Raw genomic sequence first — 22,526 nt, forward strand, 5'->3', positions numbered from 1 at the left:
TTGTTGGAAAATCTGTCCGGCGAGAGACAATGACCAGCGAAACATATGCGCTGGCGCCGCAGCCGCAACAGAGCATTGCGGCATGACAGGAATTTGTCGCTGGCGGCCAGGCGCTGGCGGCGCGGCTGGCCGAGGCCATGCGTGGCGCACCCCGCTGAGGAATCGCCCGTTCCGGGCCGGGGGTGACGCTGCCGGCGTCAGCCAATGGCCCGGGACGAAGGCCACGGCGGGGGCGTGCAGACCATCCCCTACCATTCCCTCTGCCACCCCGCTTGCAACCACGGCGGCCTTGTGGCAAGGATCGCCCGCCGAGCCGGGCCTTCACAGGCTGATTCCCGGAACGTGGCACGCTGCCGTAGCTCAGTGGTAGAGCACTCCATTGGTAATGGAGAGGTCCACAGTTCGACCCTGTGTGGCAGCACCAGCCTTTTCTTTGGGCTTTTCCCGTAACATCAATGATTTAATTGGCATCGCGTGTTCTCGACGGATCGAACGTGTTCGACCAGATCGGTCTTTTCAATCAGAACACACCGTAAACATCTGTGTCAGCTGACCGAATTGGCCCATCGGTCCGCCGTCTGTCTCCGAACCCCCGCTCGAGCGCAGGTCGGCTTGAGCGCCGTGGACGCCTGGCGTTTCCAGAATATTCCGCTGACCGGCGTAAGCTCCGGATTGCCTCCCGGACTCACGAATGCTCGGAGCCGCTTCTGGCCGCGATCGTGAATGACGGCCACCCCGATCTTAAGATTCGGAGTCACGTTGATAACCGATCAGCCTCACTCGGTGACCGTCTGGAGAAATTTTCGCCAGATGCGAGCGGCGCGGCGAAATCCGACGACCAACGGAACGCCGGCTCGATCCGGATCGCGATGCCTATGCAATTCCATCGGACGACGGCGGGGCGCGGGCTTTCGGCGGGCGCGTTTCGACCATTTCCTAAGCAGGACGGAGCCGCCCCGAGGCGATCGCTCTGGCGGTCGATGCCGAGACGTGGTTGGCCTCAGAAAATAAGAGCAGCCGCCTGGCGGCATGCACAATGAAGGACCGCCACGTGCAATATGAACTTTCCCTCCGCGATTAAACTGTTTTCTTTGCAGCCATCCGGATGGCCTGGATGAGTTCTGCCTTACGTGGCAGCGGCAGCCAATGTCCGGAAGGCATGCTCGTCACGGCAAGTATGTCGTGTAGCATCATGATGGCGACCACGATTGCCGGCCGAAGCCGGTCTGGTCAGGTCGGACTGCGGGCAGCCCGACGATGGGATTAGCGCTGACAGGGGCGATGCTTCCAGCGTCATGTAGTCGGCGCGCTGAACCACCCATTCATCGTTCTGCTCAAGCAGGATGGCACCGACGAGGCCGCTGATGGCGGCCTCGTTGGAGACGATGCCGACGACCTCTCGCAGTGTTGATCCACCGCAAGGCAGCCGCGCCAATTGGGTTCAGAACTGCACCGGGCTTCGAAAGGAGGCAGGGATGCGGGGCGGACGGGACGCACAATTCGCTGCGGCACGCGATCTGTTGGGGATGATCGACGAAATGATCGACGGGGCCCTCCTGATCGACGAGGATGCCCGCATTGTCTGGCTGAACGAAAAGCATGTCTGGTTCAGCCCGAAGCAGATGACCGTGTTGGGGCTCGGGGCCGATACCTGCGCGAAAGCGATCGGCAAGCCTGTGGAGAGTCTCATCCCGCACAGCCGCATGCGCGAAGTTGTAGAAACCGGCCGCTCCATTCCGCTCGATATCATAAAGTATGGTGAGCATACGCTTTTGGTTAGCCGGCTGCCCCTGCGCAATGAAAGCGGGGCAATTATCGGTGCGATCTCTTTCTCTTTGAAAAACAGCATCACGCTGCTTCGGCCGATCACAGATCGATTCAACAAGCTCAATTCGCGCTTGGCAAATATGGAGAAAAAGCTCGCGGCCGCCCGCACGTCGAAATACACGGTGGAGAGCCTCGTCGGCTTCAGTCCCGTGATGCTTCAATTGAAGCAGCTGATCCGAAAGGGCGGCCGAATCAACTCGTCAGCCCTGTTGTTGGGTGAAACGGGGACCGGTAAGGAATTGGCCGCGCATGCCATCCATGCGGCTTCGGATCGGGCGAATGGCCCCTTTGTTGGTCTCAATGTTGCGGCGATCCCGGAGAACCTGCTCGAAGCGGAATGCTTCGGCGTTGCGCCCGGAGCCTATACTGGCGCCAGCCAGCATCCACGCCCCGGCAAATTTCAATTGGCAAACGGCGGCACGCTGTTCCTTGATGAGATCGGCGACATGCCGGTGTCATTGCAGGTCAAGCTGCTGCGCGTGCTGCAGGAGCGCGAGGTCGAGCCGCTCGGCTCCAATCAAGTGGTGAAGGTCGACGTCCGTATTATCGCGGCGACCAGCCGGGCACTCCCGGAAATGATCAAGGAAGGCAAATTCCGGTCCGATCTGTTCTACCGCCTCAACGTCCTGCCGATTCACCTGCCGCCGCTGCGTCACCGCAAGGAGGATCTGGAGATCCTAGCCTCGTTGTTTTCGGAAAGAACCTCCGCAACCTTTGACCAGCCGATGCGCACGATCGCACCGTCGGCATTGGAGGTGCTGCACGCCTACAATTGGCCAGGAAATGTTCGCGAGTTGGCCAACGTCATCGAGCAGGTCTATGCGCGCACCGATGGAGAGCAGATTACGGCCGAGGACTTCGCCGAGATTCTTCCGCAAACGGCCCTCCATGTCGCTTTACCGTCTCAGAAGCGCCCGCTCGCCGAGGCCGTCGATGAGTACGAACGCTCGCTCATCCTGGCAGCACTCACCGAAGCAAAAGGCAATAAGCTTGAAGCTGCGCGAAAGCTCGGTCTGGCACGCACCAACCTCTATGCGAAGATGAGCCGGCACAACATCTCCCTTGAGACCCATTATGGTCTTCCCGCGGACGGCTGAACGACCGACTCCTGAGGACGTGGAGCGTCGCGGCCCGCGGCGTGTTCGCCGCAACCGGCGGCCAGCGCGGATCACCCTTGGCGTGCTTCATCGCGACCGGCCGGCGATGAAGCATGCCGCTCCTCACTCGGCGGCCATGGCCGCGGTCCCGGGCTTGTTGGCCGCTGCGGCCTGGATGGCGGTGATGGCGATGGTGTAGACGATGTCGTCGACCAGGGCGCCGCGGGAGAGGTCGTTGACCGGCTTGCGCAGGCCCTGCAGCATCGGTCCGACCGAGACGACATTGGCGGAGCGCTGCACCGCCTTGTAGGTGGTGTTGCCGGTGTTGAGGTCGGGGAAGACGAAGACATTGGCGCGGCCGTCGAGCGGGCCGCCCGGCGCCTTCTGGCGCCCGACGCTGGCGACGGTGGCGGCGTCGTATTGGATCGGGCCGTCGACGATGAGGTCGGGGCGCAGCGCGCGGACCTTGTCGGTCGCCCGGCGCACCTTGTCGACGTCCTCGCCGGCGCCGGACGCGCCGGTCGAATAGGAGATCATCGCCACCCGCGGCTCGATGCCGAAGGCGGCTGCGGAATCGGCCGACTGGATCGCGATCTCGGCGAGTTCGTGATCGGTCGGATCGGGGTTGATGGCGCAATCGCCATAGACCAGGACCTGGTCCGGCATCAGCATGAAGAACACGCTGGAGACGATGCTCGATCCCGGCGCGGTCTTGATCAGCTGCAGCGCGGGGCGCACTGTCGAGGCGGTGGTGTGAACGGCGCCCGAGACCAGCCCGTCGACGTCGTTCTGCGCCAACATCATGGTGCCGAGCACCACGGAATCCTCCAGCGCGATCTCGGCCTGGAGTTTTGTCAGGCCCTTGGCCTTGCGCAATTCGACCAGCGGCGCGACGTAGCGGCCGCGCTGCTGCTCGGCGTCGACGATCTCGAGATTGTCCGGCAGCTCGATGCCATGCGCCGCGGCGACCTCGCGGATGCGCTCGGGCGCGCCGAGCAGGATGCAGCGGGCGATGCGCTTGTCGGCGCAGATCGCGGCGGCGCGGATGGTGCGCGGCTCCTCGCCCTCGGGCAGCACGATGCGGCGCAGCGCCGCACGCGCGCGCGCGACCAGGCGATGGCGGAACACCGGCGGCGGCATCAGCGTCTCGACCGGCAGATCGAGCCGCAGCGCCAGCGGCCGCGTCTCCACCTTCTCGGCGATGAACGCGATCACCCGTTCCATGCGATCGCCATCGGCGCGACTGACATGGGCCGACAGATTGGCCAGCTTCGACGCGGTGGTGAACGTGTCGTCGTCGGTACACAGGACGGCGAGCCGATCGAGCGGGGCGGAAGCCAGGATCGCGGCGAGCTCGGGGGCCGGACGCCCGCCGCAGGTCAGCACCAGGCCGGCCAGCGCCATGCCGCGCTGCGCCACCAGCGCGGTGGCGAGAATGGCATCGCTGCGATCGGCCGGCGTCACCACCAGGGTTTCCGGCCGCAAGGTCCCGATCAGCTTCTCCGGCGAGCGCGCCGCGACCACGACGTTGAGCACGCGCGTGGTGTCGATGCCGCCGCGATTGAGGATGGTCAGGCCGAGCGTGTCGGCGATGTCGATCAGATGCGGCGCCAGCAGATGCGCGGCACTCGGCACCGCGGCGAGGATCGGCACCGGGTTCGATCCGTTCAGCGTCAGCGCGCCGCGCTCGGTCAGCGCCAGGGCGGCGGCGGCGTCGATGCAGCGATTGATCAGCAGGCCGGCGATCGGCCGGCGGCCGTCGTCGCCATATTGCTCGGCGGCGGCGGCGGCCTTCGCCGCCAGTGCTGCGGCATCGTGCGATCCGCCAGCCAGCACCGGGATCAGATCGGCGCCGAGCGAGCGGATGATCTCGATGTTCAGCCTCGTGGCGATCTGGAATTCGACGTCGGGGATCAGGCCCTCGACGATGACGATGTCGCAATCGGCCTGAACGGTGTCGACCATCGACACCACTTCTTCCATCAGCCCGCCGAGCTGGCCGGAGCGCACCATCTCGGCGGCGTGATCGAACGCGATCGGGTCCGGGGTGCGGACGCCGCACAGCGTCCGGGCGAAATGCGCCGCCAGATCGAGATCGCCGGAGCGGATTTCGGGCTGCATGATCGGCTTGACGAAGCCGACCTTGACGCCGGTGAGTTGCAGGGCCCGGACCAGGCCCAGCGTCATCGATGTGAGGCCGGCCTCGCGGGAGACCGGAACGAGATAGAACGTACGATGGCGGGAATTATTCATTGGAATGCTTTCGGCGACCGATCGAGGAGTTGCGCGCGCCTGCGATCAGGCGATGTGAAGGTCGGAGGGCTGGGCGGGAAAGCCGCCCGACGGGGAGATCCCCAGAATGGCGGTGGCGTCGCGGGCGATCAGGCCTTCTTCATCGGTGGGGATGACGATGGCGGTCGGTCGCCGGCTGCGGCTGATGCGGCCGCTGCGCCCGCCCACGGTGCGCTCATTGGCTTCGCGATTGAGGGTGAAGCCGAACACCCGCAGGCTCTCGATGGTCTTGGCGCGTAGCAGTGCCGAGTTCTCGCCGATGCCGCCGGTGAACACCAGCGCGTCGAAATTGTCGAGCGAGGCCGCAAGCCCGCCGATGTGGCGCGCCAGCCTGTGCACGAAGACGTCGAGGGCGAGGATGGCGCCGGGATGGCCTGATTGCGCGGCCTGCTCCAGCGCCCGGCAATCGCCGGATAGTTCGGAGATGCCGAGCAGCCCGCTTTGGGTGTTCAGCATGGTCTCGACCTCATCGAGGCTCATCCGGTTGGTGCGCGCGACATGCGCCACCACGCCGAAATCGATGTCGCCCGAGCGGGTGCCCATCACCAGCCCTTCCAGCGGCGTCATGCCCATCGTGGTATCGACGCTCACGCCATTGCTGACCGCGGTGGCCGAGGCGCCATTGCCGAGATGGGCGATGACGATGCCATGATCCTGCGGATCGAGCCGCAGCAGATCGACCGTCTGGCCGGCGATATAGCGATGCGAGGTGCCGTGGAAGCCGTAACGCCGCACGCCCTGGTCGCGATACAGGCGCTGCGGGATCGCATAGGTGAAGGCGGCGGCGGCGATGGTCTGGTGGAACGCAGTGTCGAACACCACGACCTGGGGGATCGCCGGCAGGCCCTGCGCGCAGGCGCGGATGCCGAGCAGATTGGCCGGATTGTGCAGCGGCGCCAGCGCCGCGACCGCCTCGATGTCGGCGATCACCTCCGGCGTCACCAGCGCCGAGGCGGAGAACCGCTCGCCGCCATGGACGACGCGATGGCCGACCACGACGATGCGATCGAGCAGGCGCTGCTCGGCGAGATAGCGCAGGATCGCCGCCAGCGCCGAATCATGGCTGCCGCCGTGCAGCGAATTGACCGTCTTGGTATCAGCCGATTTGAGCACGATCCGCGCCTCCGGACGCCCGAGGCATTCCGCCAGACCGCTCGCCAGCGGACCGCCGCCCGACGCCGGAATCACCGAGAATTTGAGCGACGACGAGCCGCAATTGATCACCAGGACGAGCTCGGAAATATAGGCCATTCTTCGATCTCACTTATTGGGAGGACGATGTCGGCGCATGGCAAATGCCGGGGCGCCGAACTCGAGCAAGGACTAAGTCTTCAAAGGACGCACGACTCCGCCGCCGGCGGTCGTGCGTCCGCGGTCGCCTTTACAGATGAGTTATGGAGCTGAGCGGCTCAGCCCCCCGGGGCGCTCACGCACTCCGGGGGAGTCGCAGCCATTAGCGTTCGACGCAGAGCGCCACGCCCATGCCGCCGCCGATGCAAAGCGTCGCAAGGCCCTTCTTGGCATCGCGCTTTTGCATCTCGTGCAGCAGGGTGACGAGGATGCGCGCCCCCGATGCACCGATCGGATGGCCGAGCGCGATCGCCCCGCCATTGACGTTGACCCGCGCCGGATCCCAGCCCATCTCGCTGTTCACCGCCAAGGCTTGAGCGGCGAAGGCTTCGTTGGCTTCGACCAGATCGAGCTGCTCGACGGTCCAGCCGGCCTTGCGAAGCGCCAGCCGACTGGCCGCGATCGGGCCGGTCCCCATGATGGCAGGGTCGACGCCGGCGGTCGCCCACGACGCGATGCGCGCAAGCGGGGTGAGGCCGCGGCGAACCGCGTCCTCTTCACGCATCAGCACCAGCGCCGCGGCCCCGTCATTGAGACCCGAGGCATTGCCCGCGGTCACGGTGCCATCCTTGGCGAAGGCCGGGCGCAGCTTGGCCAGCGTCTCTGCGGTGGTGCCCGCCTTGGGATATTCGTCGCTGTCGACCACCACCTCGCCCTTGCGGGTCTTCACCGTGAAGGCGACGATCTCGTCGGCGAAGCGACCGGCCTGCTGGGCGGCCGCGGCCTTCTGCTGCGAACCGGCGGCGAAGGCATCCTGCTGCTCGCGCGTGATCTGGAAGGCCCGCGCGACGTTCTCGGCGGTGGTTCCCATGTGATAGCCATGGAAGGCTTCCCACAACCCGTCCTTGATCATCGTGTCCTGCAGTTCGGCGCTGCCCATCTTGGTGCCGGCACGCAGATGCACGAAATGCGGAGCCAGGCTCATGCTTTCCTGACCGCCGACGACCATGATGTCCGCATCGCCCTCGCGGATGGCCTGGTAGCCCAGCGCGACACTGCGTAGTCCAGAACCGCAGACCTGGTTGATGCAGAACGCGCTCGCGCTCGCCGGAATGCCGGCGGCCATCGCCGCCTGGCGCGCCGGGTTCTGACCCTGTCCGGCGGTGAGCACATGGCCAAGGATGACTTCGTTGACCTCGGCGGGTTCGGTCTCGGCGCGGCTCAGCGCCTCACGGATCACGGCCGCACCCAATTCGTGCGCCGGTATGCTGGCAAGACTGCCGTTGAACGATCCGACCGCGGTGCGGGCGGCAGATGCGATGACGATGTTACTCATGATGTTGTCCTCGAGGGCGGTTCAGAAACTGTCGAGGCCGATGAGAAAGCCGGCAAGGTGACGGCCGTGCCCAAGCCGCCCTTGAACGCACCGACCGTCGCACCGACCGCACCGGAAAGATCGCTATCCACCATCAACCGGCCGCCTCTGGCAGTGTGCGCGACGATGGCACGACGTCGGCAACCTTGGTGCCCAACTCGTTCTCGATCGGCATCGTCGGCACATCAATCGGAATGATGAGGTCAGCCTCGGTGGCGACGACGACCTGTTCCACCGTGACGCCGGGGGCGACCTCGCGAAGCAGCAGTCCGTCCGGGGTGGGTTCGATGACGGCAAGCTCCGTGACGATCAGGTTGACCCGACGCACCGATGTGACCGGCAGGGTGCAGCGCTTGAGGATCTTCGACTGCCCCTTAGCGGTGTGCTGCATGGCAACGATCACCCGCTTGGCCCCCGACACCAGATCCATCGCGCCGCCCATGCCCGGCACCATCTTGCCCGGCACCATCCAGTTGGCGAGTTGACCCTGCTGGTCCACTTGCAGACCGCCGAGGACGGTGACGTCCAGATGCCCACCGCGGACCAGCCCGAACGACATTGCGCTGTCGAAGGCTGCCGCCCCCGGCACCGCGCCGATCGGGCCGCCGCCGGCGTCGGTGAGGTCATCGTCCTCCAGTCCCTCGTCCGGCAGCGTCTGAACGCCGATCAGGCCGTTCTCCGACTGCAAGAACACCTCCACATCGTCCGGCAGATAGCGCGCCACCAGCGTGGGCAGGCCGATGCCCAGATTGACAAGCTCGCCGTCGCGCAGTTCCAGCGCCACACGCTTGGCGATGATGGTTTTCTCATCCATGACGACGCTCCTTGGCTACCAGGTGGTCCACGACGACGTTCGGCGTCACGACCACGTCGGGCGGGATGACCCCGACCGGCACGATCTCATCAGCCTCGGCGATGACGGTCGTGGCCGCCATCGCCATCAGCGGGTTGAAGTTTCGGGCGGTGAACGCGTATTCGAGGTTGCCGCCGTGGTCTGCGCGCTTGGCCGCCACGAGGGCGAAGTCGGCCCGCAGCGGCTTCTCCAGCAGAAAGGTCTCGCCATCGACATCGACGGTCGCCTTGCCCTGCTCGACTAACGTGCCGAGGCCGGTGAGGGTGAGGACGCCGCCCAACCCAAAGCCGCCGGCGCGGATGCGTTCGGCCAGCGTTCCCTGCGGCACCAGTTCGACCTCAATCTCGCCGGCGATCATCTGCTTCTGAGTGTCCGGGTTGAGGCCGATGTGGCTGGTGATGACACGCGAGACAAGTCGCTCGCTGATCAACTTTCCGACGCCAACATTGGGCCGCCCGGTGTCATTCGTGATGATCGTCAGTGCACTCCGGCGCTGTCGCACCAGTTCGTCGATCAGCCGCATCGGCGCGCCGATGCCCGTGAAGCCGCCGATCATCAGCACGGCGCCTTCCGGAATGCGTTCGACCGCATCAGCCAGCGCGATGACCTTTTTCATAGCCGCGCCCCGCTGGCGCTGGTCGCGACCCTTCGCTCGCTGCGGGAACGCGCAGCCCAGCCGACTTCCCCCTGCCCCTTCAGTCCCAGGATTTGACGGGCGTCGGCGGGGCTTGCGATTTCGAAGTTCAGTTCCTTGGCAATCCGGATGATCTTCTCGACCTGCTCGGCGCTGCTCTTCGCCAGTTCGCCGGGTCCAATGTAGAGATTGTCTTCCAGCCCGACACGGACGTTGCCGCCCAGGGTCATGGCCAAAGTGAGCAGCGGCATTTGCGTCCTGCCGGCGGCGCAGCACGACCAGACGAAGTTTTCGGCACCGATCAGCTTCTGCGCGGTATCGACCAGGAACAACAAATTAGCGGGCGTCGCCGGCATGCCGCCCAAAATGCCCATCACGAACTGCAGATAGACCGGAGTCTTCAGCGCGCCGGTGTCGATCAAGTACCTAATATTATTGATCATGCCGACGTCATAGACTTCGAGTTCCGGCTTGGTGCCGACCGCCTGCATGCCGGCAGAGAACACCTTGAGGCTCTTGAACGTATTCGGAAACACAAGGTCTTCCGTGGATTTCAGGTAAGGGATCTCCCAGTCGAATTTCGGCTGCTTGATCTTGTCGGCCAGCGGGTGGATCGCGAAATTCATCGAGCCCGCATTGAGCGACGCCAATTCCGGCTTCAGAGCGTTGACCGGCTTCAGCCTTTCCTCCGGGGTCATGCCCAGTCCGCCGCCCGTGGTAATGCAGATCGCGGCATCGCATTGCTGATCGATGGCGCTGACGATGTCCTCGAACACATTGACGTCGCTGCTCGGGCGACTGTCCTTGGGATCGCGGGCGTGGATGTGAACCACCGCCGCGCCGGCGGCGGCTGCACCGACCGCCTGCTCGACGACCATTGCCGGGGTGTGGGGGAAATAGGGCGACAGGCTGGGGACGTGGACGCCGCCCGTGATCGCTGCCGTGATGACCAGCTTACTCATAATCTTTCTCCATGGTTGAGTTGCAGATGAAGGCTCAGACCCACCCGGTCAGGTAGTAGATCCCGATCACCGCGAAGGCAGCGAACGTCTTGCAGATGACAATTCCGAAAATGTAGGGGTAGGCTTCCCTGTGGTTGAGGCCGCAAACGGCCATGATGGTGATGACCGCGCCGTTGTGCGGAAGCGAGTCCATGCCGCCGCTCGCCATGGCGGCGACACGGTGCAACACCTCGAGCGGGATGCCGGCGGCGTTGGCACTGGCCACGAAGCTGTCGGCCATCGCCGCGAGCGCAATGCTCATGCCGCCCGATGCCGAGCCGACGATCCCGGCCAGCGCGTTGATGGTGATGGCCTCGTTCAGCAGGGGATTGGGTATCGATGTCAGAGCATCACGAATGACGAGGAAGCCGGGCAGCGCGGCGATCACCGAACCGTAGCCGTATTCCGTCGCCGTGTTCATGGTCGCCAGCATAGCGCCGCCAACCGCAACTTGGCTGGCTGCCGCAAACTTCGCTTTCAACGGCTTGAAGGCGACGCACACCACGAACAGACAGGCGATCGCCAGCGAGATCTCGACCGCCCAGATGCCCTGGATGGCCGGAAGGTTCACGGTGATCGGCTTGGTGATGGCGTTCATGTCGACCACGATCTTGGCCGGGTACCAAACCGGCAGCATCTTGGTGAACACCAGGTTGAGTACGCCGACCATGATCAACGGACTGATGGCCACCCAGGGATTCGGCAGCGCCTCTTCCGAGAGGATCTGCGGTTCGGCGCGCAGTTCACACGCCCCGGCATAGCCTCCGCCCTTCGCCGTCAAGCGGCGTCGCGACCATTCGAGGTAAGCGAAACCGCTGCAGAAGATCAGCGTCGCACCGATCATCCCGAGGATCGGCGCGGCGTAGATGCTGGTGTGGAAGAACGACGTCGGAATGATGTTGACGATCGCCGGCGTACCGGGGAGGCAGTCCATCGTGAAGGTCGCGCCGCCGAAAATGATGGTGGCGGGAATCAGATTCTTGGGAACGTCGGTGGATCGGCACATTTCCGCGGCGAACGGATAGACCGCGAACGCGACCACGAATAGCGAGACGCCGCCATAGGTCAGCACGGCCGACACGATGCAGATCGCCAGCAGAGTTTGATTGCGGCCGATCAAGCGCAGCACCGTGGTCACGATCGACTGCGCAAAGCCCGACATCTCGATGAGCTTGCCGAACAGGGCGCCCAGCAAGAACAGCGGGAAGTAGTTCTCGACGAACATCACCATCTTGTTCATGAACAAGCCGCTGTAGATCGGCAAAATGTTGCCGGGATCGGTCAGCATGACGGCGCCGATGGCGGCGATGGGTGCGAACAGGATGACGCTGAACCCTCGATATGCGACGAACATCAGGAAGGCGAGCGAAAGGAGGCAGATTAGAAAGTCCATGACTTTCCTCCATGAATGGGGTTACGGCAGATCCTCGACCTGCCGCGGCACTCGCGTCAGTGAGCCGTGTAGCCGCCGTCGACGGCGATGGCGGCGCCGGTGATGGAGCCGGCCTCCTCCGAGCACAGGAAGGCGATGGTCGCGGCGAGGTGTTCGGCCGGGATCATCTTTTTCGTGGGGATTTCCCGGAGGAATACTTCCTTCATCACCTGATCCTCCCGCAGGCCGGTGGCCACCGCCTGCTGGGCGATCTGCTTTTCGATGATCGCGGTCAGCACGGTGCCAGGACACACCGCGTTGCAGGTGACGCCATGCTCGGCGACTTCGATCGCCACCGATTTGGTCAGGCCGATCAGGCCGTGCTTGGAGGCGACGTAAGCGGGCTTGTGCGGCGCGCCCACCATCCCAAGCACCGACGACGTGTTGACGATCCGCCCCCAGCCCCGCGCCATCATCCCGGGCACCACGGCCTTGATGATGTGGAACGCAGCGCTCAGATTCACCGCGAGCAACAGATCCCATTTCTCGTCGGGAAAATTCTGCACCGGCGCGACATGCTGCGTGCCGGCGTTGTTGACCACGATGTCGAGCGGACCGAAGGCCTCGACCGCCTGCGCCAGCATGGTATGGATCTCCTCGGGTCGACTGAGGTCGGCGCCCGAGTGGATTACCTTGGTGCCGCTGCGCGCCGCGATCTCGGCGCACAGCCCTTCGATTTCGGCGGCGTCACCGAAGCCGTTGAGCATGACGTGGCAACCACGATTGGCCAATTCGCGAGCGGTCGCCAAACCGATTCCACTGGTCGAGCCGGTGACAAGTGCATTTCTATGTTCCATGATTTGTCCTAGCAACGTCGTCAAGTCGGATGCGCGCAACCGCGTCACGACGCGCGGGACGCGTCGATGATGCCGATGCCTTGGCAAGCCGCGCCGTCTGCTTTCCATCGACCTGATCGATCTGTCCTCGACACTTATCTTTGTGATAGTACCGAGGGCCGACGCCGAGGCCCGCTTTGCATTCCGCGTTTCTTGTCGACAACAGCACAGCAAGCGCCATGCCAACGACGAAACGTTGAGTAACTCGATGCGGCACAGCGAATTTCAGCGTAAGACGCGCATTGCAACGAGCCGGCGCGAGCGGCGTGCACCGATTTCTGACAGCCCCTTTGTCCTGAATTCTGACTCGGCACCAGCAACTACCTAACCGGCGCGGGCGCACTGATGACGATGCAGAAAGCGTGACATGGACCTGGCCGCAGCGCATCGCGCCAAGGCGGGCCGACAGCTGCGGCGCTGAAGACCGATCGACGAAAGACCGGCACGGCCGGCTGCTGAAGGAATAAAGCGCCAGCAACAATCATCAACGCCACGCAAAGCGCCGTGGTCGATGCAGTCGAACCACATTGCTGCGGTTCATCGACGTCTCCGACGCGAACCGACGCAGAATCCGGCACGAAAAACGCTTGATTGGCCGGCGTTAACCCGGCCAATCAAGCGTTGAGAAGCTTATTCGCAGTGGCAGTCGCAGGAATGGAGCCGATGGTGGCTCCACTGTTATCTTGCTCGACTCAGCCGACGGTGTTGTAGCCGCCATCGATGTAGTGCAGTTCGCCGGTCACCGAGCGGGCCAGGTCAGTCATGAGAAAGCCGGAATACGCACCGACCTCCTCGATCGTGGTCAGCTCGTGCGTATGCGCACGTTCCGTGGCCTTGGCTATCAATTCGTCGAAGTGGCCGATGCCGCTGGCGGCGCGAGTCTTCAACGGACCTGGCGACAGCGTATTGACGCGAATGCCTTTCGTGCCAAGTTCGGACGCCAGGTATCGGGTCACGCTTTCCAGGGCGGCCTTCACCGGCCCCATGATATTGTAGTGATCGACCACCTTGTCAGCGCCGAGATAACTGAGGGTCTGGATCGATCCTCCTTCAGGCATCAACGGTTCGGCAAGCTTGGCCATGCGAATGAAGGAATGGCACGACACGTCCATCGCCATCATGAAGCCCTCCCGCGAGCAGTCGATGACGCGCCCATGCAGATCCGCCATCGGGGCGAAAGCAATCGAATGTAGCAGGCCGTCCAGCCGGCCCCATTTGCTGTGAATCGTATCAAATACGGCCTCGAGCTCGCCTTCCCGCGTCACGTCGGCCTTCAAGATGATCGAGGCTTCGAGCTGCTCCGCCAGCGGACGGACGAAACGTTCCGATTTGTCGTTCAAATAGGTGATCGCAAGGTCAGCCCCCATGGCGCGATAAGCCTTCGCGCATCCCCAGGCAATCGAGTTCTCGTTGGCAATGCCGATGACAAGGATTTTTTTGCCGGACAGCTTGAACAGACCTTGATCGGGCATCGGGTAAAAGGAGTTGTCATCCATTTTGGTAGTCTCCGGCTCTCGGTCGAGAGCTTGTTAAAGGGAAAGGATCGACGATCGGACGTGATCGAGCGGACGAAAGAATGGTCGTTTCGGGTGCACCACTGCGCATGGACCAGCATCGACGCCACCGCGCACGAAGCGATGCGGGGAGCGCTCCCGAGCGAGCTTGGAAAGTTTGGTGACGATCATGCTGACCGCCTTTCATGGGCAGACGACTTGCAATTCCGGCAAATGGGCGCGCTGCCGCAGAATCCGTTCGACCGGCGCGATGACGAGAGCGGTTCCGACCACGACATCCGTGCCCTCTTGGTTCAGGCAACGGCAATCCAGCGTGATGCGCTTCTTCTCGTCGTCCTTTGCCACCACTGTCACAGTGACAGTGATCCGGTCGCCGGGCTTGACCGGGCAACAGAACCGCAGACTCTGGCTCAAATAGATCGCACCGGGCCCCGGCAGCATGGTTCCAAGGATCGTCGAAATGAATCCAGCGGTGAGCATGCCGTGGGCGACGACGCCATTAAACATCGAGGCAGCGGCGAATTCCTCGTCGAGATGCGCAGGATTCACGTCACCGGAGAGTGCTGCGAAAATGGCGATGTCTCTTTGCGTCACCGTGCGGATGAAGCCTGTCGCGCGGCCAATTTGCAGCTCGTCATAGGTAACGTTCTCGATGAGCGTCTGATCAAGGGTGTCGGTGAGCAGCGTGTCCATAATGTCTATTCCTTAAGCCGGCCACCGAAGCGGGAGCGCGACAGTGGCGGCGCGGCGCGTTCGCGTCAGTGAGCCGTGTAGCCGCCGTCGACGGCGATGGCGGCGCCGGTGATGGAGCCGGCCTCCTCCGAGCACAGGAAGGCGATGGTGGCGGCGAGGTGTTCGGCCGGGATCATCTTTTTCGTGGGGATTTCCCGGAGGAATACTTCCTTCATCACCTGATCCTCCCGCAGGCCGGTGGCCACCGCCTGCTGGGCGATCTGCTTTTCGATGATCGCCGTCAGCACGGTGCCGGGACACACCGCGTTGCAGGTGACGCCATGCTCGGCGACTTCGATCGCCACCGATTTGGTCAGACCGATCAGGCCGTGCTTGGAGGCGACGTAAGCGGGCTTGTGCGGCGCGCCCACCATCCCGAGCACCGACGACGTGTTGACGATCCGCCCCCAGCCCCGCGCCATCATCCCGGGCACCACGGCCTTGATGATGTGAAACGCAGCGCTCAGATTCACCGCGAGCAACAGATCCCATTTTTCGTCGGGAAAGTTCTGCACCGGCGCGACATGCTGCGTGCCGGCGTTGTTGACCACGATGTCGAGCGGACCGAAGGCCTCGACCGCCCGCGCCAGCATGGTATGGATCTCCTCGGGTCGACTGAGGTCGGCGCCCGAGTGGATTACCTTGGTGCCGCTGCGCGCCGCGATCTCCGTGCACAGCCCTTCGATTTCGGCAGCGTCACCGAAACCGTTGAGCATGACGTGGCAACCACGATTGGCCAGTTCGCGAGCGGTCGCCAAACCGATTCCACTGGTTGAGCCGGTGACAAGCGCATTTCTGTGTTCCATGATTTGTCCTAGCAACGTCGTCAAGTCGGATGCGCGCAACCGCTCAGGGGCGTGCGCACAGCCTTGCAAGCAACAGATCAGCAAGCCCCGTGCCAAGCGCATTAATTCAATTATAACAACGGATTGGTAGACCGAGACGACGCAACAGCGGCGGGCGTGTCTGCGATCCCGAACAGTTACTTCGGCGTTTGCTGCCGTTATCCGAGAATCTGCTGTCAACACGTGCGCCAATTGTTGACAGTCGCCTGTCTCGAATTCTGACGTCGACCCAACGACGCGGCCTTCCAAGGTGACGCATCAACGCGCGCCTCGACCTTCAGTGCGAGTTCGGTCCGGCCACAAGACCGTGCGAGCCGCCGCGACCACCTTTCGTCGTGCCAGAGCACTCCATTGATAATGGAGAGGTCCACAGTTAGGTCCGTTTGGCAGCACCAGCCTTTCCGATCAGGGAAGTGCTTTATTTCAAGTGCAGCCGTCCAGGCTCGGCGGCGTCACGGCGCCAGATATTGCAGCAGCGCCGGATCGTCTCGAATCTCGTTGGCCGGGCCGCTGATCGCAATCCGGCCGCGATCGAGAACGTAAGCGCTGTCGGCGACGCGCAGCGCGAGGTCCAAATGCTGCTCGACGATGACGACGGCGATGTCCTTTGCCAGCAGGATCAGACGCTCTGTGATTTCCTCGATGACGCCGATCCAGACGCCCTCGGTCGGCTCGTCCAACAGCAACACCCGCGGGTCGGATAACAACGCACGGCCAATCGCCAGCATCTTGCGTTCGCCGCCCGATAGCGTCCCGGCATATTGATCGAGGCGCTGGCCCAGTTTCGGGAAAATCTCCAACACGCGGTCGATTGCCCCCCTGTCGCGGCTGCTCAGCGCACCGACCGCGAGATTGTCGCGCACCGACAGCCGGGCGAACACCGCGTATTCCTGCGGCACATAGCCGACGCCCATGCGGATGCGCTGCTCGGTCGGCAGCCGGCTGATATCGCGGCCGTCGAGGCTGACGGAGCCGGCGAGCACCGGCAATTCGCCGACGATCGCCTTCATCAACGTGGTCTTGCCGGCGCCGTTGCGGCCGAGAATCGCCACCCCACCACGCCAGGGCACGCTCAGGCTGACGTCGAACAGCACCTGGCTGCGGCCATAGCCGGCGTCGAGATTCTGAATATCGAGGAATTTGTCGTCAGGCACGGCGGAGATAGACCTCCTGGACCTTGGGGCTCGACTGGATGTGCTGGACCGATCCGCAATCCAGCACCTGGCCCTGATCGAGCACGGTGAGCCGGTCGCAGATGTCGCGGATGAAATCGAGGTCGTGCTCGACGATCACCAGCGAGCAGCGCGCCTTGATCGGCTGCAGCAATTCCCCGGTGACGCGGCGCTCCTCCAGGCTCATGCCGCCGGTCGGCTCGTCGAGCAGCAGCAGCTTCGGCTCCGGCGCCAGCGCCATGGCGATTTCGAGCCATTGCTGCTGGCCGTGCGACAGCGCCGCCGCCGGCTCGTCGGCGCGGTCTGCGAGGCGGAACTGCTCCAGCATCGCCATCACCCGGTCGTGCAGCACGCCGCGGGTTCGCGACAAGGCCAGATCGAGCAGCGAAGTCCGGGCCTGCAGCGCCAGCAGAATGTTGTCGTAAAGCGTCAGCGCCGGCAGCACGCTGGTGATCTGGAACTTGATGCTCATGCCGGCGCGGGCCCGTTCCGCCGGCGTGGCCTGCGTGATGTCGCGCCCGCCGAAGCTGACGGTGCCGCGCGTCGGCGTTTCGCCGCCCGCGATGCATTTCATCAAGGTGCTCTTGCCGGACCCGTTCGGCCCGATCAGGCCGTGGAATTCATTCTCCAGCACGGTGAGGTCGGCACCGTTCAGCGCCGTCAGCTTGCCGTAGATCTTGACCAGGCCCCGCGCCTCGAGAAGCGCCTTCTCAGGAAGCGTCATGACGATCCTTTCCGGGCGGGCGGCCGAAGCTGCCGACGCGTTCGCGCTCGGAAATCAACAGGCTGGCGAGGCCGGCCGGCCGGAACATGATCACCAGCAGCAACAGCACGCCGAGGATGATCGGCCAGATCTCCTGATAGCTGTTCGACAGCCAGAAGCTGACGGTCTCGATCACCACGGTGCCGATCACCGCGCCGATCAGCGTGCCGGAGCCACCGAACAGCACGTAGAGCACCACCTGGGTCGACATCACCACGGCGAGCATGTTGGGCCAGACGAAGCCTTCGTGGAAGGCATAGAGGCTGCCGGCCAGTCCGGCGACGGCGCCGCCCAGGGAAAAAATGATCGCCTTGAGGTGCTGCACCTGATAGCCGAAAAATGCGATGCGCTGTTCGTTCTCGCGCAGCCCGGCCAGCGCCAGCCCGAATTGCGAGCGGACCAGAAAGCGGCACAGCAGATAGACCACCAGCAGAATGCCCAATGCGAGATAATAGTAGGTCGGCCCCTCGGTGATGTCGTAGCTTCCGAGACTCATCGGCGGGATCGACGGAATGCCGTTCTGGCCGCCGAGATAGTACCAGCCCCGCGCCAGCCGGCCCGCCGCATAGGAGCCGGTCAGCGTCCCCAACGCCACGAAGATCACGCTGGCGGGATGCCGGCCCAGCAGCAGGAAGCCACCCAGCAGCAGCGCAAAGGCGAAACCGATCAGCAGGCCGGCCGGCAGCACCAGCAGAATCGACGTCACGCCGAGATCTCGCGCAAGCAGCGCGACGCCGTATCCGGCCGAGCCGAAGAACACCGCCTGGCCGAAGCTCATGATCCCCGCATAGCCCCAGACCAGATCGAACGACAGCGCGAACAGGCAGAGGATCAGCACCCGCGTCGCATAGATCGTCAGATAATCCTGGAGCACGAACGGCATCAGCAGGCCGATCGCCAGCACCGTCACCTCCAGCATCGGCAGCACCCGCCACCGGCGTTGCGCCGCAGGCTGGCGCGAATGGTCTAAAGCCTGGGTCGGTGTCGTCTCGGTCATTCAGCCGCCGGCACAAGGGCAAAGGAGTGCGGGCGCGGCGTCTGCCGCACCCGGGATTTGTCGAGGGACGCGGTCAGCATTCCTTCGGATCGACCAGCCCGGCGCTACGGGCCACGATCTCGTAGTCGCCGCCCTTGGCGACCGCGGTGTACATCTTCATCTTGCAATGGCGCTTGCCGGGCACCATTTCGGCCGGGCCGCCGGGGCCTTCGGCGATCTTGGCGTGGTCCAGCGCCTTGGCGACGGCCTCGCGATCGACGCTGCCGGCCTCCTTGACGGCGGCCTCCCACAGCTTCAGGCCGCGATAGGTCCCGGTCGCCGCGCTGCCGGCGGCGAACAGGAAGGTGCCCGGAAATTCCTTGTCGTAGGCCGCCTGGATCCTGGCGCTGACCGGATCCTCCTTGGTCAGCGCCTTGAAATAATCGAGGCAGCTCGCGAGGCCCTCGATCTCGGCGGGCTGATTGATGCTGAGCGTGTTCTCGTCGTAATAGACGCAGGCCAGCCGGCCGCCATTCTTCAGGAATCCCGCCTCCGAGAGCTGTTTGAAGAACGGCCCGACGCCGGGGGGAATGATGGTGTTGAACACCACATCGACCTTGTTGGAGATGATGCGGTTGACCGTCGAGCTGAAATCGATCTGGTCGAGCGGGTAGTATTCCTCGAACACCACCTCGCCGCCATTGGCCTCGATCACCTTGCGGGCGTAGACGTTGAGCGTATGCGGCCAGACGTAATTGGCGCTGGGCAGCGCGAATTTCTTGCCGCCGTTCTTGATCAGCCAGGGAATGAACTCGTCGCATTGCTGCGCCGGGGTCGGCCCGGTGCAGAACAGATAGGGCGTGCATTCCTTGCCCTCGTAGAGCTGCGGATAGATATAGAGCGTCTTGCCGCGCGAGACGATAACGTCCTTGATGGCGTTGCGCATCGAGCTGGTCACGCCGCCCAGCACCATGTCGACCTTGTCGCGCTGGATCAGCTTGCGGACATTGCCGACCGCGATCGATTCGTTCGACGCCGTGTCCTCGATATACAGTTCCAGCGGCCGCCCGAGCAGCCCGCCGGCATCGTTGATCTGCTTCACCACCATCTTGGCGACATTGGCGTCGGCATTGCCCGCATAGCCGATCGGGCCGGTGAGATCGGTGCCGATGCCGACCTTGATCGGACCCGACGCCGCGTTGGCCCAGTCCGGGCGCACCACCCAGCTGCCGACGCCGGTGGCAAGGGCGGTGCTGGCAAAGGCGAAGTTGCCGAGAAAACGCCGTCGGCTCGGGTGGTTGTTCTCAGTCGACATCGGCTTAAACCCCTCTTCCTGATACGAGGCCCTGCGGGCGGAATTTGATGAAGATGATCGCCAACACGAACACCAGCACGTCGGCGATGACCGGCGAGATGATCCAGGGCAGCGCCGCGCTCAGCGTCCCGATCGCGCCGGCCCCCGCGACCGGCCCCGCGAACGAGCCGATGCCGCCGACCATGACCGCGACGAACCCCTGGATCAAAAAGCGAATGCCGAGATCGGCAAACAGGCTGAACACCGGCACGATCAGCGCGCCGGCCAGCCCGGCCAGCGCCGCGCCGAAGGCGAAGGTCGCGCCGTAGATCGCGTTGGTGGAAATGCCCGAGGCCCGCGCCAGCGCCGGATTTTCCAGCGAGGCGCGAATGCGCAGGCCGAACGCGGTGCGCGCCAGCAACAGATAGCTCGCCACCATCACCAACGCGGTGATCACGATGATGATCAGCCGCCAGCTCGAAAAATGCATCGCGCCGACCGCGAAGGATCCGCCGATCGGCTCCGGCACCGAAATATACAGCCCGCCGATCAGCCCGCGCACGCTCTCTCGGATGATGAGCCCCAGCGCGTAGGTGCCGAGCATTGCCACGATCGGCGCCGCATAGAATCTGCGCACGATCAGGCGCTCCAGCACGAAGCCGAAGGCGCCGACGACGAACGGCGCCGCCACCATGCCGAGCCACACCGGCGCGCCCAGATTGTGAACCAGATAGGTCACATAGGCGCCGAGCAGCACAAATTCGCCCTGCGCGAAGTTGAAGATCCCCATCATGCTGGCGATGATCCCCAGCCCCAGCACGACCAGAACCACGATCGCGCCGAAGCTGAAGATCTCGAAGACCGCCATGATCAGATTATCCATGAGCGATCACTGGCCGCTGTTGCCGCACCGGCACCTCACATCGTTTTCCAATCGCCCGCCTGTTCGAACGCATGCGCCGCGCGGTAGATGGTCATTTCGTCGAAATGCTTGCCGATCAGCATCAGCCCGACGGGAAGGCCATCGACCATGCCGCAGGGAATAGACATCGCCGGGTGATGCGAAATATCGAACGGCGCCGTGTTGGTGATCATCTCGAAGGCGCGGGCGACGACGTCCTCGCGGCTTGACCCCGCGGGCGGAAGCGGCGTCGCCTTCATCGGCGTGGTCGGCATCAGCAACAGGTCGTAATTCGCCAGCGCCTTGTCATAGGCCGCGGTCAAGCGTCGCGAGATATTGACGGCCTTGCCGTAATAACGCGGACCGAACTTGCTGTTGACGTAGGTTCCGAACATCAACAGCAGCTTGGTGGTTTCGGACAGCGAGTCCGCCTGTCCACGCCAGCCGCGATGAAATCCCATCAACGCCGTCGAGTACAGATCGCTGCGGCTGAGACCGTAGCCGTCGCCGTGCATCATGGTCTGGGTCAGGCCCTCGGTGCCGATCGGCATCCAGATCGCCGGCCCCACCATATGCATCGGAATCGAGATATCATCGACCGTCGCGCCGAGGCTGCGCAGCCGCTTCGCGGCTTCCCGGACGCTTTCATTGACGGCCGGCTCGGCGCCCAGCTGCTCGAAGCCTTCCTTGACGACGCCGATCTTCATGCCCTTGATGCCGACGCCCAGCGCCTTGGTGTAGTCCTCGACCTTGGGCGCCTTGATCCGCGGATCGTAGCCGTCGTCGCCGGCCAGCACCTCCAGCAGCAACGCGTTGTCGGCAACATTGGCGGTGATCGGGCCGGTGTGATCGACAAAAATCTCGATCGGCATCACCCCGGTATAAGGCACGAGCCCCCAGGTCGGCTTCATGCCATAGGTCCCGCTGAACGACGACGGCATGCGGATCGACCCACCCTGGTCGCCGCCGATCGCCATATCGACTTCGCCGAGCGCGACGACCACCGCGCTGCCGGACGATGAGCCGCCGGCCGAATAGCCCATCTTGTGCGGATTATGCACGGCACCGGTCGAGTTGGTGTGGCTGCCGCCGGATACGCAGAAGGATTCGGAATGCACCTTGCCGGCGATCTCGGCGCCGGCATCCAGCATCCGGGTGACGATGGTGGCGTCGAAGTCCGGCATGAAGCCTTCAAACGTCGACGACCCGTTCATCATCGGCACCCCGGCCAGCATGATGTTATCCTTCAACGCAATCGTCTTGCCCTTCAGCTTGCCGTCCGACGCGCCCTTGACGACCGATTTGCGATACCAGGCGTTGCGCGGATTCTCCTCCGGCGCGGGCCGATAGCCGGGCGTGCGCGGATATTTGACGATCGGCACCTCGTCGGGCATCGCGTCGACGACATTGTACGCATCCACCGACCCCTGCATCAGGCCACGAAAGGACGTGACGTCTTCGTCGGTCAGCGACAAACCGCAATTTTCGGCGACAGCGCGCAGCTGATCGGGGGTCGGAAGGGCAACTACCACGGTGTTTCTCCTGATATCAGGCGCAGAGGATGGCCATTGATGTCGAGCGGCCGCCCCGACGGCGCGAACAAGGCGGCGAGCGCCGCGGTCACATTAGAAACAGAAATATTTTCCTTTTCAAGTATTAATTCGCGACGATCACCAACGCCGCCGACCGGGC

Annotated in this window: 18 protein-coding genes, 1 tRNA gene and 1 pseudogene; 2 read left to right on the top strand and 18 right to left on the bottom strand. The window is 63.8% G+C overall.

Translation table 11 applies throughout. The annotated features are described in order from the left end of the window. Positions 1 to 349 precede the first annotated feature (349 nt). Positions 350 to 424, top strand: a tRNA-Thr gene (locus tag RBJ75_RS16700). 766 nt (positions 425 to 1,190) lie between these two features. Here the strand turns inward: RBJ75_RS16700 and RBJ75_RS16705 are convergent. After that, positions 1,191 to 1,399: pseudogene (locus tag RBJ75_RS16705) on the bottom strand (hypothetical protein); the annotation flags it as partial. Between RBJ75_RS16705 and RBJ75_RS16710 the strand changes: the two are divergent. Then, complete coding sequence (locus RBJ75_RS16710) at positions 1,365 to 2,924, top strand: sigma-54 interaction domain-containing protein (protein ID WP_234707454.1); 1,560 nt, start codon at positions 1,365 to 1,367, stop codon at positions 2,922 to 2,924. The pseudogene RBJ75_RS16705 and the gene RBJ75_RS16710 overlap by 35 nt on opposite strands. A 123-nt stretch (positions 2,925 to 3,047) precedes the next feature. Here the strand turns inward: RBJ75_RS16710 and pta are convergent, their stop codons facing one another. The 17 genes from pta to RBJ75_RS16795 form a co-directional block, all read right to left on the bottom strand. Then, the gene (gene pta, locus RBJ75_RS16715) at positions 3,048 to 5,177 is read right to left on the bottom strand and encodes a phosphate acetyltransferase (RefSeq protein ID WP_317528505.1); all 2,130 of its coding nucleotides are present in this window, start codon (positions 5,175 to 5,177) and stop codon (positions 3,048 to 3,050) included. A gap of 45 nt (positions 5,178 to 5,222) precedes the next feature. Continuing rightward, positions 5,223 to 6,467: an acetate kinase gene (locus RBJ75_RS16720; protein WP_317528506.1), complete on the bottom strand. Its 1,245-nt coding sequence runs from the start codon at positions 6,465 to 6,467 to the stop codon at positions 5,223 to 5,225. Positions 6,468 to 6,669: 202 nt separating this feature from the next. Further along, positions 6,670 to 7,842 (bottom strand): acetyl-CoA C-acetyltransferase, encoded by a 1,173-nt coding sequence (locus RBJ75_RS16725; RefSeq protein WP_044418456.1) that lies wholly within the window; start codon positions 7,840 to 7,842, stop codon positions 6,670 to 6,672. 133 nt (positions 7,843 to 7,975) lie between these two features. Next, positions 7,976 to 8,695 (bottom strand): 3-oxoacid CoA-transferase subunit B, encoded by a 720-nt coding sequence (locus tag RBJ75_RS16730; protein ID WP_276156581.1) that lies wholly within the window; start codon positions 8,693 to 8,695, stop codon positions 7,976 to 7,978. Then, positions 8,688 to 9,350, bottom strand: coding sequence for a CoA transferase subunit A (locus tag RBJ75_RS16735; RefSeq protein WP_044416809.1), 663 nt, complete (start codon positions 9,348 to 9,350; stop codon positions 8,688 to 8,690). The genes RBJ75_RS16730 and RBJ75_RS16735 overlap by 8 nt, the downstream gene beginning before the upstream one ends. Continuing rightward, entirely contained in the window at positions 9,347 to 10,330 is a 984-nt protein-coding gene (locus tag RBJ75_RS16740) for a 3-keto-5-aminohexanoate cleavage protein (protein ID WP_044416811.1), read from the bottom strand. The genes RBJ75_RS16735 and RBJ75_RS16740 overlap by 4 nt, the downstream gene beginning before the upstream one ends. Positions 10,331 to 10,364: 34 nt before the next feature. After that, positions 10,365 to 11,762: a GntP family permease gene (locus RBJ75_RS16745; RefSeq protein ID WP_044416813.1), complete on the bottom strand. Its 1,398-nt coding sequence runs from the start codon at positions 11,760 to 11,762 to the stop codon at positions 10,365 to 10,367. 56 nt (positions 11,763 to 11,818) lie between these two features. Beyond that, entirely contained in the window at positions 11,819 to 12,598 is a 780-nt protein-coding gene (locus RBJ75_RS16750; RefSeq protein WP_276156580.1) for a 3-hydroxybutyrate dehydrogenase, read from the bottom strand. Between the two features lie 731 nt (positions 12,599 to 13,329). Then, entirely contained in the window at positions 13,330 to 14,133 is an 804-nt protein-coding gene (gene fabI / locus RBJ75_RS16755) for an enoyl-ACP reductase FabI (protein WP_080901293.1), read from the bottom strand. Between the two features lie 201 nt (positions 14,134 to 14,334). Continuing rightward, positions 14,335 to 14,844, bottom strand: coding sequence for a MaoC/PaaZ C-terminal domain-containing protein (locus RBJ75_RS16760; protein WP_044419117.1), 510 nt, complete (start codon positions 14,842 to 14,844; stop codon positions 14,335 to 14,337). A gap of 65 nt (positions 14,845 to 14,909) precedes the next feature. Then, positions 14,910 to 15,641 carry a 3-hydroxybutyrate dehydrogenase gene (locus tag RBJ75_RS16765; RefSeq protein ID WP_411194470.1) on the bottom strand — a complete coding sequence of 244 codons (732 nt, stop codon included), beginning with the start codon at positions 15,639 to 15,641 and terminating at the stop codon, positions 14,910 to 14,912. A gap of 539 nt (positions 15,642 to 16,180) precedes the next feature. Continuing rightward, positions 16,181 to 16,882: an ABC transporter ATP-binding protein gene (locus RBJ75_RS16770; RefSeq protein WP_044416922.1), complete on the bottom strand. Its 702-nt coding sequence runs from the start codon at positions 16,880 to 16,882 to the stop codon at positions 16,181 to 16,183. Beyond that, on the bottom strand, positions 16,875 to 17,624 hold the full coding sequence (locus RBJ75_RS16775) for an ABC transporter ATP-binding protein (RefSeq protein ID WP_044416924.1): 750 nt from the start codon (positions 17,622 to 17,624) through the stop codon (positions 16,875 to 16,877). Before RBJ75_RS16775 ends, RBJ75_RS16770 begins: the two co-directional genes overlap by 8 nt. Further along, a complete protein-coding gene (locus tag RBJ75_RS16780; RefSeq protein ID WP_044416925.1) occupies positions 17,611 to 18,660 on the bottom strand; it encodes a branched-chain amino acid ABC transporter permease in 1,050 nt (349 codons plus the stop codon). Before RBJ75_RS16780 ends, RBJ75_RS16775 begins: the two co-directional genes overlap by 14 nt. Before the next feature lie 73 nt (positions 18,661 to 18,733). Beyond that, positions 18,734 to 19,954: a substrate-binding protein gene (locus RBJ75_RS16785; protein WP_044416927.1), complete on the bottom strand. Its 1,221-nt coding sequence runs from the start codon at positions 19,952 to 19,954 to the stop codon at positions 18,734 to 18,736. A gap of 4 nt (positions 19,955 to 19,958) precedes the next feature. After that, entirely contained in the window at positions 19,959 to 20,816 is an 858-nt protein-coding gene (locus RBJ75_RS16790; protein WP_044416929.1) for a branched-chain amino acid ABC transporter permease, read from the bottom strand. Positions 20,817 to 20,851: 35 nt separating this feature from the next. After that, a complete protein-coding gene (locus RBJ75_RS16795; protein ID WP_276156578.1) occupies positions 20,852 to 22,366 on the bottom strand; it encodes an amidase in 1,515 nt (504 codons plus the stop codon). Positions 22,367 to 22,526 lie beyond the last annotated feature (160 nt).

Source organism: Rhodopseudomonas sp. BAL398 (assembly GCF_033001325.1).
GTDB lineage: Bacteria > Pseudomonadota > Alphaproteobacteria > Rhizobiales > Xanthobacteraceae > JARJEH01.